Here is a 13,191-nt window from a genome sequence, read left to right as displayed (position 1 = left end):
TGCCGCAGAGGACGAGAATCAAGGAGGATGGAAATGGTAGAAGTAGTAGGTGTCCGATATAGAGATGCAGGTCATATCTATTATTTTGCACCAGGAGACTCTGAATATATTTATAATGACAAGGTATTAGTCGAATCTCAGCAATCCTTACATATTGCTACTGTTGTCCTTCCTAAAAAAGAGATTGATCCCAATGACCTTCCTGAAGCTATTCGTCCAATCTTGCATAAAGCATCAAAAGCTGAACTAGAAAAAGACAAAAAAAATAAAGAAGATGCGCGTGATGCATTGCAAATCGCAAAAGAAAAAGTGCAGTTGCGTGAGCTGGAAATGAAAATAATCAAAGCTGAATATACATTTGATCGAAACAAACTGATTTTTTCTTTTACGGCGGACGGGCGAATCGACTTTAGAGAATTGGTAAAGGATCTAGCCGCTGTATTTCGTACTCGTATTGAGCTTCGACAAATTGGTGTACGCGATGAAGCGAAGATAATAGGCGGAATTGGTCCATGTGGGCGTCCATTATGCTGTTCTTCTTTTTTAGGCGATTTCGTGCCCGTATCGATCAAAATGGCAAAAGATCAAAGCTTATCTTTGAACCCAACAAAAATTTCCGGTTTATGCGGACGCTTGATGTGCTGTCTACAATATGAGAGCGAAGAATACGAGACAGCAAAAAAAGAACTCCCTGACTTTGGAAAAGTAATTGTTACACCTGATGGTAAAGGGAAAGTCGTAGGGTTGAATCTGCTTAGCCGTATCGTTAGTATTCGGCTGACTGGACGGGAAAATCCTGTCGAATATGAATGGGATGAATTGAAAGAATTTATCCAAGTAGGTGAGATAAATGGATAAGAGATCATTATACGACGGATTGAATCAGTTAGAATCAGAGTTGAGAAATACATTAACAGAACTTGTTGAAATGAAGCATGCTTTGCATGAAATCGTAGAAAAAAATACGACTTTGGAGATGGAAAATCAACGTTTGCGAGAACATCTTCGGGAATTGAACCAAGTTGCACAAGCTCCAGCTGAAAATGTGAAGCAAGAACTTTCCAAGTCTCGTATGAATCTTGAAAAAATTTATGAAGAAGGCTTCCATGTCTGCTACGATTTATATGGATCAAGACGGGACAATGACGAGCCTTGTGCGTTTTGTCTAGAAGTGATCTATCGCGAAAGCGGTCGATGATCAATAACAAGAGGAGACTGGAGCGGAGAAAGACTGCTCCAGTTTTTTTATTAAGGAGATTGTGACAGATGTATAATCAAAAAAGTTTCAAAGGAAATCCAGTATACGGGAATTTATATCTTGTACCGACGCCAATCGGAAATCTAGAAGATATGAGCTACAGAAGTGTTCGTATGCTACAAGAAGCAGACCTTATCGCAAGCGAAGATACGCGTAATACACAAAAATTATTGAATCACTTCGAGATTCATACGCCCCAAAAAAGTTTACATGAACATAATTATAAAGAACGTATCCCTCAATTGATTGCTTTGTTAAAAGAAGGAAAAACGATTGCTCAAGTCAGTGACGCAGGAATGCCTTCCATCAGCGATCCTGGACATGAGCTAGTTTTAGCCTGCATAAAAGAAGGGATTTCTGTGATCTCTATCCCAGGACCTACAGCTGGGATGACGGCTTTGATTGCTTCAGGGCTAGTGCCTCAACCATTTTTATTTTATGGCTTCCTTCCACGCAAGAAAAAAGAACAGAAAGAAACATTGGAAAAGCTAAAAGAACAAACAGCTACGCTGATTTTCTATGAGTCACCTTATCGGATCACAGCTACGTTGACGAATTTCTTAGACATTTTTGGTAATCGCCAAGTCGTTTTGTGTCGAGAATTGACAAAGATCCATGAAGAATACCTTAGAGGAAGTACAGAAGAACTACTTGCATATATCGAAGAACATCCAGTAAAGGGGGAATGTTGTCTGCTTGTAGAAGGAAATTTGTTTGAAACGACAGGGACAGAAGTGGATGAAGAGCAGGGATCCTTAAAAGAACAAGTAGAAGCAAAGATTGCATCAGGCGAAAATCCAAATGCTGCTATCAAAGCAGTAGCGCTTAAAAATGGACTGAAAAAACAAGAAGTTTACCGTCAATATCACGAATTAGACTGAAATAGTATAAGTAGTATATAATGAAGCGACAATGTGGAAAACAGCTACTAACTTCTCAAATCTCTTGAATGCGAACGAACGTTCCTGTATAATGGATAAGAGGTGAGGATGATGGAGCTGCAATTTCCTTTACATAATGATACATCAAGAAAAATCATTCATATCGATATGGATGCTTTTTTCGCTTCTGTTGAAGAACGAGATCATCCTGAGTTTCGTGGGCATCCATTAGTAATTGCTAGACATCCCAGTGACACTGGTGGGCGTGGAGTAGTGACTACGGCAAATTATGAAGCAAGAAAATTCGGAATTCATTCAGCAATGAGTGCACAAAAAGCGTATGAGCTTTGCCCGCAAGCCATCTTTAAGCCTGGCGACCATCATAAATACAGCGAGATTTCCAAACAAGTACGGGAAGTATTCTATCATTATACAGACATTGTAGAACCAGTTAGTATCGATGAAGCGTATCTTGATGTGACCGAAAACAAAATCAATTGCAAGTCAGCCATCAAAATCGCCCGAATGATCCAGGCAGATATTTGGGAAAGAGTCCAGCTAACATGTTCTGCGGGAGTAAGTTACAATAAGTTTTTGGCCAAATTAGCATCAGACTATCAAAAACCTAGAGGGATCACAGTAGTTGCACCTCAAGATGCTGTGCCATTTTTAAAAGCTTTGCCAATTGAAAAATTTCATGGAGTAGGGAAGAAAACTGTACCTAGAATGCATGAGTTAGGGATTTATACAGGAAAAGACCTATATGAATGCACAGAAATGATGTTGATTCGAAATTTTGGAAAAATGGGCTATTCTCTTTATCGTAAAGTGAGAGGAATCCATGATTCTCCAGTAAATGTTACAAGAGAGCGAAAATCTGTGGGAAAAGAGCATACGTATGGACAGCCATTGCAAACGGAGGAAGCCGTGCTGGCTCAATTGCGCCAACTAGCTGAAAAAGTAGAAGAAGCACTGAGAAGAGTCCAAAAACATGGGAAAACAGTGGTTTTGAAGGTCAGGTACACGGATTATTCTACTGTGACCAAAAGAGTGACATTGCCAGAATACATCTATAAAAAAGAAGCGCTCTTTTATCAAGCAAGTCTTATATGGGAGGAAATCTTGGGAGTAGAAAAAGGGATCCGATTGTTAGGAATCACCTTGACGAATCTTGACCCGATGACCTATGAAAATATCGTCCTTCCGTTATGGGGAAATCAAGAAATATAAAAACAGCTTTGAGAGTTGAAAATGGAAATCCGTTTTCTCTCTCAAAGCTGTTTTTATATCAAGTCTTGTTTTTTGATTTGTTCATAGGTTTCTGTTGCATCCGTACATTTTTCCCAAATCATAACTTGGTTGGATTCTAAAGATTTTTGGACATCAATGATTCGCTGGTTGCTGCTTCCGCGAAATTGTAGTTTTAGGTCACGTTTGCTCAATTCAAAGCGTCCGTCAACAAGGATATCGATTTGCGAAAGGAGTTCTAATTTATCTTCTGAATCTTGTAGCAATTCATCAAAGGTATAGCCTGTCCATGACCAGATATCTTTTGTCGTACCGAACTCTTTTCGGATACGTCGTACGACTTGCAAACAAACATCTGTATTCAAAAAAGGCTCGCCGCCCAATAAAGTCAGTCCTTGTACGTAATCGTTGCGCAAGTCAGCGATGATTTGTTCTTCTAATTCAGGTGTGAATGGTTTGCCATATCGAAAATTTTGCGCCGCTTTGTTGAAGCAACCTTCGCAGGCGAATAAGCACCCGCTAACGTAAAGACTGTTACGGACACCTTCACCATCGACAAAATTAAACGGTTTGTAGTCAGCAATATAGTTTTGACTGTAGTCTTTTGCTAACCATTCTTTTGGTTTTGGATTTCTCATAAAAAAACTTCTTTCATTTAAGGTTCAAAGATATAGCTATTGAAGATAAAATCTACTCGACCACATAAATAAGAACAACCTGACCTAAATCCATTGTTCAAGAAAGCTTGTTCTTATTTTGATAGAGGATGTTCAAAGATACAAAGCCATCGAAAGAGGGTGGTGAAAAAAGACTTGTCGCAGCCTCTTATTCTGAATAAACGGTGTTCAATCAGCTGACCTTCGGTATTAGCTCAAAAAACGGTAAAATAGGAGGAGCCATTTTTCCATTTTGTTTCTCTAATACTCAGGTCAGGGCGCTGATTTCACAACCTCTTTCTTAAACGGTGTTCTCCTACCAACTCCTCGGTCACAAATCACAATATTCATCAAACATGAAAAGCTGTTTTTTGAAATTGTTCCTTGTGATTCGGAGCTGAACGGCAGGCTCACAACCTCTCGGTAAACGGTGTTCAAAAGCTTGCATCTGCGGTAATAAGCCCAACTAAACGAAAAATAGGAGGAGCTATTTTTGTTTAGCTGTTCTTATTACTTGATGCAGGACAGCTTTTTCACAACCTCATTTCATGTGTTTCACACGTGAGGAAATTTCTTTGTGGCGACCATGTACCATCGGACGAGCTTGTGGATTTCCTAAATAACCACAAGTACGTTTGACTACATCACATGTTTTTGGGTCATGATTTCCACATTCTGGACATTCGAAACCTCGTTCTGTTGGTTTGAAATCACCTTCAAAACCACATTGATAGCAATGGTCAATTGGCGTATTCGTACCAAGATACCCGATTTTATCATATGCAAAATCCCATACAGCTTCTAAGGCTTTCGGGTTTTGTTGGAGCATAGGGTATTCACAGTAGTGGATGAATCCACCTGAACAATATTTTGGATAATCCTTCTCAAATTCCAATTTTTCAAATGGCGTTGGGTTTTTACGCACATCATAGTGGAAACTGTTTGTATAATATTCTTTATCTGTGATATTTTCGATGATACCAAATTTTTCTGTATCTAAACGACAGAAACGATCAGTCAGACTTTCACTTGGTGTTGAATAGACGCTGAAATGATAACCGTATTCATCACCCCATGCATCCGCATTGGCTTTTAATTCTTTGACGATGTCAAGTGTGAAAGCTTTTGCCTCTGGGTTTGTTTCCCATTCGCCACCGAAGAAAGCTGAAGCAACTTCATATAATCCAATGTAGCCTAATGATACAGTAGCTCGACGGTTTTTGAATAATTCATTGACAGAATCGGTACGTGAAAGACGTTTTCCGAAAGCACCATACATGTATAAGATTGGCGCATTTGCTGGAATGGCTTCTTTACAACGTTCTACACGATAGAGAAGCGCATCTTTCATGATTTCTAAACGGTCAGACAATAGCTGCCAGAATTTGTTCTGATCTCCTTTTGATTCGATCGCGATTCTTGGTAAATTCAATGTAACCACACCTAAATTCATTCGTCCGACATTTACTTCTTGACCATTTTCGTCTTTCCATCCTTGCAAGAATGAACGACAGCCCATAGGTACTTTGAAACTTCCAGTTAATTCGACGATTTTGTCGTAATTCAGAATATCAGGATACATTCGTTTCGTTGCACATTCCAATGCTAGTTGTTTGATGTCGTAATTAGGATCTTCAGGGTTTAAGTTTACACCTTTTTTTAAAGTGAAGATCAGTTTAGGGAAGATAGCTGTTCGCTTTTCACTCCCTAATCCATTGATTCGGATCTGTAAAATCGCTTTTTGGATTTCTCTTTCAAACCAATTTTCCCCCAAACCAAACCCTAATGAAGTGAAAGGGGTTTGCCCATTTGAAGTAAATAAGGTATTGATTTCATATTCCAAACTTTGCATAGCATCGAAGATATCTTTTTTGGTTTTTGCTTTTGCATATTCTTTTTGGCGTTCTGGCGAATCGATCCATTCTTCCGCGTCTTTTAGATGTTTTTTATAGTTCAATTCTGCAAAAGGAGCCAGCAATTCATCTGTTCGGTCGGCAGAACAGCCACCATATTGACTTGACGCAACATTAGCAATGATCTGTGAGATTTGTGCTGTCGCTGTTTGGATAGATTTAGGTGATTCCACTTCCGCATTTCCAATTTTGAAACCGTTGTTCAGCATACCTTTGAAATCAATCAAGCAGCAATTTGTCATCGGTGTGTAAGGATGATAATCCAAATCATGGTAATGGATATCACCTTTTTGATGGGCATTTGCTATATGTGGCGGCAACATTTTCAGTCCGATCGATTTTCCGACGATGCCGGCTGTTAGATCACGCTGTGTATTGAAAACATTACTGTCTTTATTTGCATTTTCATTCACGACAGTCTGGTCTTTGTTGATTAGTTTTTCAATCGAAAAGTTGATATCTGTCGCTTTACTGCGAGCAAAATCCCGTTTTGTACGGTAATTGATATACTCTTCTGCTAATTCATATTCGTTTTTTTCTAATAAGATATGTTCCACGATGTTTTGAATCTCATAGATCTTGACATTTTCAGCAAACCGGCTTTTGATTTCTTGGACAACCAAGTCTGCAATCATTTGGATTTTTTCGTAAGTAAGTGGGGATAATGAGCCGTGAATTTTCTTTTCAGCTTTGATTAGTGCTTCGTTGATCTTTTGTTCATCGAAATCAACATGGCGGCCATCTCGTTTGATAACTTTCATCTGGTGTGCCTCTGGTTGCTGAGTAACGACTGTTTTCTCTTCATAATTTACTTTCATTATCTTCAACTCCTGCTAAATTGTTCTTGTCTATCATAAAACAAAATTTAGGAAGGAGCAACTAATTATCGGCTATATATAGTATTCAATCCGCTGTATAATTGGATTTCTATACTATATGTAGTGTATATTTTATTGTGAAAAAAAGTGAAAACTTGTAGTTGATGGATTTATTTTTTGCATATTTAATTTAGCTGAATAAAATAATTGAATAAAATTTTTTTATTTAGGCTAAGAAAAAGTGACAAAAACATAAGAGCAAATTGTTCGTAGATATGCTACTATGCAAATAAACAGAAATGAAAGAGGAGAAGAAGAATTGGAAAAGATGATCGAAGTGAAACATCTCAGTAAAAGCTACGGTAGCAAACTTTCTCCCGTCAAAGCTTTAGATAATATCTCATTCACAGTAGAAGAAGGCGAATTTGTTGGGATCATGGGTCCAAGTGGTGCAGGTAAGACGACGTTGATGAATATTTTATCCACGATCAATTTGCCTACGATGGGTAGTGTCTTGATCCAAGGAAAAGAAATCACAAAAATGAAAAATAGTGAGCTCAGTGACTTTCGCCGAAAAAAACTAGGATTCATTTTTCAAGAATTCAATTTGATCGATACTTTAAATGCAAAAGACAATATCCTATTGCCCCTAGCAGTTGAACGGATGACTAAGGAAGAGATGGAAAAGAGAGTAAGACACGTAGCTCAATTGTTGAATATAGAAGAACTGCTAAAACGATATCCAGATGAGCTTTCTGTCGGTCAGCGACAACGAATTGCAGCCGCTAGAGCCCTTGTTGTTCAGCCACAAGTAATCTTTGCAGATGAACCAACTGGATCTCTAGATTCGAAGTCGGCCACAGAATTGTTGAATTATTTACAGACTATGAATCAAAAAGAAAAAGCGACAATCTTGTTAGTCACCCATGACCCATATACAGCGAGCTACTGTGACAGAATTTTATTTATTAAAGACGGCGTGATTTTTTCAGAAGTTGTGAGAAGAGGGACAAGAAGAGAATTCTTTGAAAAAGTAATCGACATGCAGGCGACGATTGGTGGAGGAGGAAAAATGAATGCTGTATAAACTAGCCGTCAAAAGCTTTTTTCGGCAATCCCGAGGATATCTTGTTTATTTTTTCAGTTTGACTTTATCCGTGATGATTTATTATTCATTCAGCGCAATGACCTATGATCAATCTTTAGTTAGAAGAGCAAGTCCAGATACTTCGATAGATGGCGGATTGAGTTTTGGCGGACTGATCATTACTGTCGTTTTACTTTTTTTCGTATTCAGTGCCAACCGATTTTTTTTGAATAGAAGACAAAAAGAAATAGGTATCTATCAACTTTTTGGTATGAACAAACTACAAATTTCAGGTATATATGTGTTGGAAATCATGATAATTGGGTTATTTGCCTGTATCTTTGGGATATTGCTCGGCATTATTTTCTCCAAACTCTTTTCCATGATTTTGGTTCGAATGATGGATATGGATCTTAATAGTCCGTTTTTTATCTCCATTCCATCAGTCGCAGATACTTTATTTGCTTTTTTCATCATCCTTTTAGCAGTATCTGTGTATTCGATATGGAAAATCTGGCGCTACCCGATGATTCGAAGTTTTGGAGAAAAAGAACAAGCAGATAGTTCAACGATGCGTTTCAGAACAAGGCATCGATTACTCGCTGTCATTGGGTTATTGCTTTTAACGAGCGGATATTTTGGGGCTAGTCATTTTAGAGAAATCACTTCATGGATGATCAGTCATCATTACCTTGAGACATTCATTCTCTTTTTGCCTTTTCTGATCTTTTTCATTTGTGTGATTGGTACTTATTTGTTTTTCTGCTATACATTTCGGCTCTTTTTGATCATATTGAGTAAATGGAAGCTCTATTACTATGGGATCAATTTTTTAATAATAGGTAATACACAAGTGCACCTGCTCAAAAGCTGGCGGACGAATTCTCTAATTACAGTCATTCTTGGAATTTCTTTAATGACGATTGGCGGTACGGCTAGTATTTCTACTATTTTATCGTATCAGGAGAAAGTATCCTCCCCGATGGACTATCAGTTTGATGTCGAGACAGAAAAAAAAATCAAGCCTATTCTGGCAGAGGAAGGACAGAAGATAACTAAAGAAATCACCTTGCATTATAAAGTCATAGGTAGTATCTACAGACCAGATCTCGAAGAACCTATGTTTCAAACTGCTAATCTGATCACAGAAACAGAATATCAAGCCTTCAGAAAAGTTAATCCGGATTTGCCGAACGTTTCTTTGAAATCTCCTAACCATACTGTTTTGCTTGATCAAATGCAAACTCTTTTCCGGAATATTTCATTATATGGTTCTAGTATTGGATTGCCAGATAATCAAGAGTTGAAGATTCAACAAATGCTTCCAAGTGTATTAGGTGACGAAACGATGGTATATCTAAGTCCTGTACTAGTCGTGGATGATAACGTTTTTGAAAAAGCAAAAGGTGTAGATTATCAAGTAGTCAATGTGGATGTGTCAGGTGGGAATAATGAAAAGATAGATGAACGACTGAGCAGTGAAATGTCTATAAAGTGGCTCAATGCTATTTATTATTCTTATGATATCGTAAATGGGCGTCTGCAAGGAGAAATTAGTACAAAGAAACTGCCAGATGACAAAATGAAGGAAGCGCAATTTAGTCAAGAAGGTTCTCGGTTGAACTTCTCCTCCAGCTATTCAAAATTGCGTGCAGTCAACCGGCGGATTGGTATCAATATTTTTGTCACACTGTTTGTCGGAATGATCGTCATTATTGCTACTGGCAGTATTCTGACCGTTCGACAATTAGCAGAAGCAGAGGAAGAAAAAGAAAATTATCACCTATTAACTAAACTGGGGATACCACAAAGAAGAATTAGAAGGATGATTTTCGAGCAAAACGCACTTACCTTTTTTCCACCCATGATATTAGGAATCACTCATGCAGTATTTGCAATCAATGTTTTCACTCAGTATATCAAAACTGCCGATTATTGGTTGGCTTATCTTGTCAGTGGCTTGTTGATCCTTATCTATCTTTTGCTTTATGTCATTACGAGTCAGTTATATTGTCGGATTATCGAGGAATGACAGGCGGAATAAGACAAGATAATAAAAAGTACTAAATTTTAAACACCGTTTAAAGAAGAGGTTGTGAAAAAGCTGTCCTGCATCAAGTAATAAGAAACAGCCAATCAAAAATAGTTTCTCATGTTTTTGATTTGGCTGGACTTATTACCGCAGATGCAAGCTTTTACACACCGTTTATTTGGAAGAAGAGGTTGTGACACGCTTTTTGTCACAACCTCTTTATTTTTTATATTTTTTAAAATTACTAGAAATTATAAAGAAAAAAGCAGTGTTTTGATGTGCTATTTTTATAAAAGCTATGTGACAAAACTGTTAGTAAAAAAACGGTTTCTGTAAGCTAGACACATGTTTCTTTTTGTCAAAATTCGTTACACTTTGTGTGAGGTTATATGAGGAGGGAATCCAATGAACAAATGGTGGTCTAATCCAAAATTGAATTATTGGGGAAAATTCATCATTCGAACAATTTTTTATAGTGCGGTACTGCTGTTCCTGATCTACCTGTATCACTATAAAAATATTCAAGGAGGAACATTTATCTATAACGAATTTTAGGAGGAAGAGTATGGAAATCAAAACGATTATTGAAGCAGTCGATGATTGGGGAATAAGCGAACCTGATCGAATTGCTTATCAGGCGGATGAGATGCATACTTTTGGAGAATTGAAACAAGCATCAGACGCACTTGCTTATTATTTAGAAGAAAAGGTAGAAGGGGATGGACCAATCGTCGTTTTTGGTAATTTAGAATTTGAGATGATTGTCGCATTTCTAGGAATTGTCAAATCTGGTCATGCCTATTTGCCAATTGAAGAACACACACCCAAAGAACGTATCCTGTCGATCTTTCGGGTGGCTAAACCATCTATGGTTATCAGTATTGGGAATTGGATAGAAGACATTCCTTCTGTTCCTGTCGTAACAAAAGAAGAATTTCAAGAGATCGAGAAGATACCAGTAGAATTTTATCCCAGAAACAGCGTAAAAGGTACAGAAAATTTTTATATTATTTTTACTTCTGGTACTACTGGAGAACCAAAAGGCGTACAAATCAGTCATGATAATCTAGTCAGCTTTGTTCAATGGACGATGGAAGACTTTGGGATCAAGCCTGGGATGCATTTCTTAGCCCAAGCGCCATTTTCTTTTGATTTATCGGTATTTTCTATTTATCCTGCATTAGTTTCTGGTGGAATGCTGAAGCCGTTGAATAAAGCAGTTATTCAAGATTTTCGTCAATTATTCGCGACATTGCCTAACTTGAAGTTGAATATTTGGGTTTCTACTCCATCTTTTATGGATATTTGCTTGATGGAGCCTACCTTCAATGGAGAAAATGTACCAGAATTGGACATGTTTTTATTTTGCGGAGAAGAATTGACAAAAAAAACTGCAGAAACACTACTTGATCGATTCCCAAATGCACGGATATATAATACTTACGGCCCAACAGAAGCAACTGTGGCTATTTCAAGTATCCAGATTGATCAGCACGTACTAGATAAATATGACCGACTACCGATCGGCTATGTAAAAAAAGACACCAAAGTTTCTATTGTCCAAGAAGACAAACTTGTTCCAAAAGGAGAAACAGGTGAGATCATTATTGCAGGACCAAGCGTATCAAAAGGTTACCTGAACAATCCAGAAAAAACAGCAGCTGCGTTCTTTTGTCAAAATGACTTAGCAAGTTACCATACAGGGGATGCAGGAAGGTTGGATGAAGACGGGCTTTTATTTTATGAAGGCCGTATGGATCAGCAAGTCAAATTACATGGTTACCGGATCGAGTTAGGGGATATCGAACATTATCTGTTGCAAGACTCCCGGATCAAACAAGCCGTTGTCGTACCAAAATATCAAGGAACAAAAGTGCAGCAGCTTGTTGCTTTCATCGTATTAGAAAACGCAACGAAACAACCGGATTTTCAACTGACCAAATCGATCAAAGAACAATTACTGCAAGTTGTGATGGAGTATATGATTCCTCAGAAGTTCCATTATGTCGATCTGCTGCCTCAGACAGTAAATGGAAAAATTGATCGAAAAAAATTAACAGCTGAGGTGAATCCTGAATGATGTTTCCTCATATGATCCCTTACGCAGAGCCGTTTTATTTTTTTCTTTTAGCCATTGCGCTTATACCAATCGTTCTATCTTTACTGATATGGAAAAAAAGATTACCAATTTATCAATCAGTGGTGACACTTTTCTTTTTATTTGTCAGCTTTGGAGGTACTTATTGGGAACAGGGAGCGGCGCTGATTGGGTATGTTTTTTGGCAGACAATCCTTGTATGGGGCTATTTTGTTCACCGGCAAAGGAAAAATCAAACAGGATGGTTTTACGCCGCCGTTATTTTAGCAATAATTCCACTGTTTTTAACGAAAGTGACTCCTTTTTTTGAACATGGAAAAGCATCGCTACTTGGTTTTTTAGGAATCTCTTATTTAACCTTTAAGTCTGTGCAAATGATCATGGAAATAAGAGATGGCATGATCAAAGTATATAATCCATTTCGTTATATCCAGTTTCTGCTGTTTTTCCCGACAATATCTTCTGGACCCATCGATCGTTATAGGAGATTTGAAAAGGATCAGCTCCATCCACCTGTTCGTGATAAATATGTTGATCTCTTGGGAAAAGGCGTCCAAAATATTTTTGTCGGTTTTTTATATAAGTTCATTATCGGTTATTATTTTGGTCAAGTACTGCTCCCTGTAGTAGGGCGCATCGCATTACAGCATGGTGGGATTTCATGGGCGTTAGTGGGTTACATGTACGTGTATAGCATGTATTTATTTTTTGATTTTGCAGGTTACAGTTTGTTTGCAGTCGGTACAAGCTACATGATGGGGTATCAGACGCCAATCAATTTCAATAAACCATTTTTATCATGGAATATCAAAGAATTCTGGAACCGATGGCATATGACCTTGTCTTTTTGGTTCCGCGATTACGTGTATATGCGGTTGATGTTCTTCATGATGAAGAAAAAAATCTTTAAAAGCAAGATCGTGATGTCAAATATCGGGTATTTCGCTTTATTTCTTCTAATGGGTGTCTGGCATGGATTGACGTGGTACTACATCGTATACGGTCTGTATCATGCTTGTCTGATCTGTCTGACAGATGCATGGATCCGATTTAAGAAGAAGCATAAAGAACAGTTGCCTTCTAACAAATTTACGCATGGCGTAGCCGTATTTTTGACATTTCAAGCGGTATGTTTCAGCTTCCTGATTTTTTCAGGATTTTTAGATAAACTTTTTTTTAGCTAACGAATAGTGACATATT

At 37.9% G+C, this 13,191-nt stretch carries 11 protein-coding genes; 9 read left to right on the top strand and 2 right to left on the bottom strand.

The genetic code is table 11. From position 1 onward, the window contains the following. The first annotated feature begins 33 nt into the window (after nucleotides 1-33). The 4 genes from AB3I00_RS07325 to dinB all read left to right on the top strand — a co-directional run bounded on the left by AB3I00_RS07325 (nucleotide 34) and on the right by dinB (nucleotide 3,369). Nucleotides 34-858, top strand: coding sequence for a stage 0 sporulation family protein (locus AB3I00_RS07325; protein ID WP_002292343.1), 825 nt, complete (start codon nucleotides 34-36; stop codon nucleotides 856-858). Continuing rightward, nucleotides 851-1,198 carry a DNA replication initiation control protein YabA gene (locus AB3I00_RS07320; RefSeq protein ID WP_002288076.1) on the top strand — a complete coding sequence of 116 codons (348 nt, stop codon included), beginning with the start codon at nucleotides 851-853 and terminating at the stop codon, nucleotides 1,196-1,198. Before AB3I00_RS07325 ends, AB3I00_RS07320 begins: the two co-directional genes overlap by 8 nt. A 68-nt stretch (nucleotides 1,199-1,266) precedes the next feature. Then, on the top strand, nucleotides 1,267-2,139 hold the full coding sequence (gene rsmI / locus AB3I00_RS07315) for a 16S rRNA (cytidine(1402)-2'-O)-methyltransferase (RefSeq protein ID WP_368025001.1): 873 nt from the start codon (nucleotides 1,267-1,269) through the stop codon (nucleotides 2,137-2,139). 108 nt (nucleotides 2,140-2,247) lie between these two features. Continuing rightward, nucleotides 2,248-3,369, top strand: coding sequence for a DNA polymerase IV (dinB, locus tag AB3I00_RS07310; protein WP_002310241.1), 1,122 nt, complete (start codon nucleotides 2,248-2,250; stop codon nucleotides 3,367-3,369). A gap of 53 nt (nucleotides 3,370-3,422) precedes the next feature. On the opposite strand, the gene nrdG is transcribed toward dinB, so the two are convergent. Both nrdG and nrdD read right to left on the bottom strand, forming a co-directional pair. Then, a complete protein-coding gene (gene nrdG, locus AB3I00_RS07305) occupies nucleotides 3,423-4,025 on the bottom strand; it encodes an anaerobic ribonucleoside-triphosphate reductase activating protein (protein WP_002292348.1) in 603 nt (200 codons plus the stop codon). A gap of 559 nt (nucleotides 4,026-4,584) precedes the next feature. Beyond that, nucleotides 4,585-6,774 (bottom strand): anaerobic ribonucleoside-triphosphate reductase, encoded by a 2,190-nt coding sequence (gene nrdD / locus AB3I00_RS07300; protein ID WP_002292349.1) that lies wholly within the window; start codon nucleotides 6,772-6,774, stop codon nucleotides 4,585-4,587. A 319-nt stretch (nucleotides 6,775-7,093) separates the two neighbouring features. On the opposite strand from nrdD, the gene AB3I00_RS07295 reads away from it, so the two are divergent. The 5 genes from AB3I00_RS07295 (at nucleotide 7,094) to dltB (ending at nucleotide 13,175) form a co-directional block, all read left to right on the top strand. Then, nucleotides 7,094-7,861: an ABC transporter ATP-binding protein gene (locus AB3I00_RS07295; RefSeq protein WP_002310242.1), complete on the top strand. Its 768-nt coding sequence runs from the start codon at nucleotides 7,094-7,096 to the stop codon at nucleotides 7,859-7,861. Beyond that, nucleotides 7,851-9,893 (top strand): ABC transporter permease, encoded by a 2,043-nt coding sequence (locus AB3I00_RS07290; protein WP_104764844.1) that lies wholly within the window; start codon nucleotides 7,851-7,853, stop codon nucleotides 9,891-9,893. Before AB3I00_RS07295 ends, AB3I00_RS07290 begins: the two co-directional genes overlap by 11 nt. 405 nt (nucleotides 9,894-10,298) lie before the next feature. After that, a complete protein-coding gene (locus AB3I00_RS07285) occupies nucleotides 10,299-10,448 on the top strand; it encodes a teichoic acid D-Ala incorporation-associated protein DltX (RefSeq protein WP_002292353.1) in 150 nt (49 codons plus the stop codon). A 10-nt stretch (nucleotides 10,449-10,458) separates the two neighbouring features. After that, nucleotides 10,459-11,973 carry a D-alanine--poly(phosphoribitol) ligase subunit DltA gene (gene dltA / locus AB3I00_RS07280; RefSeq protein ID WP_024636496.1) on the top strand — a complete coding sequence of 505 codons (1,515 nt, stop codon included), beginning with the start codon at nucleotides 10,459-10,461 and terminating at the stop codon, nucleotides 11,971-11,973. Next, the gene (dltB, locus tag AB3I00_RS07275; protein WP_368025000.1) at nucleotides 11,970-13,175 is read left to right on the top strand and encodes a D-alanyl-lipoteichoic acid biosynthesis protein DltB; all 1,206 of its coding nucleotides are present in this window, start codon (nucleotides 11,970-11,972) and stop codon (nucleotides 13,173-13,175) included. Before dltA ends, dltB begins: the two co-directional genes overlap by 4 nt. Nucleotides 13,176-13,191 lie beyond the last annotated feature (16 nt).

The sequence above is a fragment of the Enterococcus sp. C76 genome (assembly GCF_040886985.1).
Classification (GTDB): Bacteria; Bacillota; Bacilli; order Lactobacillales; family Enterococcaceae; genus Enterococcus_B; species Enterococcus_B lactis.
Note: the sequence above shows the minus strand (reverse complement) of the source record. Positions and strands in the feature narration are given on the sequence as shown.

Excerpts from the sequence above, each read along its gene's own strand:
- AB3I00_RS07325 (WP_002292343.1), top strand. The coding sequence starts at position 34 with ATGGTAGAAGTAGTAGGTGTCCGATATAGAGATGCAGGTCATATCTAT.
- AB3I00_RS07320 (WP_002288076.1), top strand. The coding sequence starts at position 851 with ATGGATAAGAGATCATTATACGACGGATTGAATCAGTTAGAATCAGAG.
- rsmI (WP_368025001.1), top strand. The coding sequence starts at position 1,267 with ATGTATAATCAAAAAAGTTTCAAAGGAAATCCAGTATACGGGAATTTA.
- dinB (WP_002310241.1), top strand. The coding sequence starts at position 2,248 with ATGATGGAGCTGCAATTTCCTTTACATAATGATACATCAAGAAAAATC.
- nrdG (WP_002292348.1), bottom strand. The coding sequence starts at position 4,025 with ATGAGAAATCCAAAACCAAAAGAATGGTTAGCAAAAGACTACAGTCAA.
- nrdD (WP_002292349.1), bottom strand. The coding sequence starts at position 6,774 with ATGAAAGTAAATTATGAAGAGAAAACAGTCGTTACTCAGCAACCAGAG.
- AB3I00_RS07290 (WP_104764844.1), top strand. The coding sequence starts at position 7,851 with ATGCTGTATAAACTAGCCGTCAAAAGCTTTTTTCGGCAATCCCGAGGA.
- AB3I00_RS07285 (WP_002292353.1), top strand. The coding sequence starts at position 10,299 with ATGAACAAATGGTGGTCTAATCCAAAATTGAATTATTGGGGAAAATTC.
- dltA (WP_024636496.1), top strand. The coding sequence starts at position 10,459 with ATGGAAATCAAAACGATTATTGAAGCAGTCGATGATTGGGGAATAAGC.
- dltB (WP_368025000.1), top strand. The coding sequence starts at position 11,970 with ATGATGTTTCCTCATATGATCCCTTACGCAGAGCCGTTTTATTTTTTT.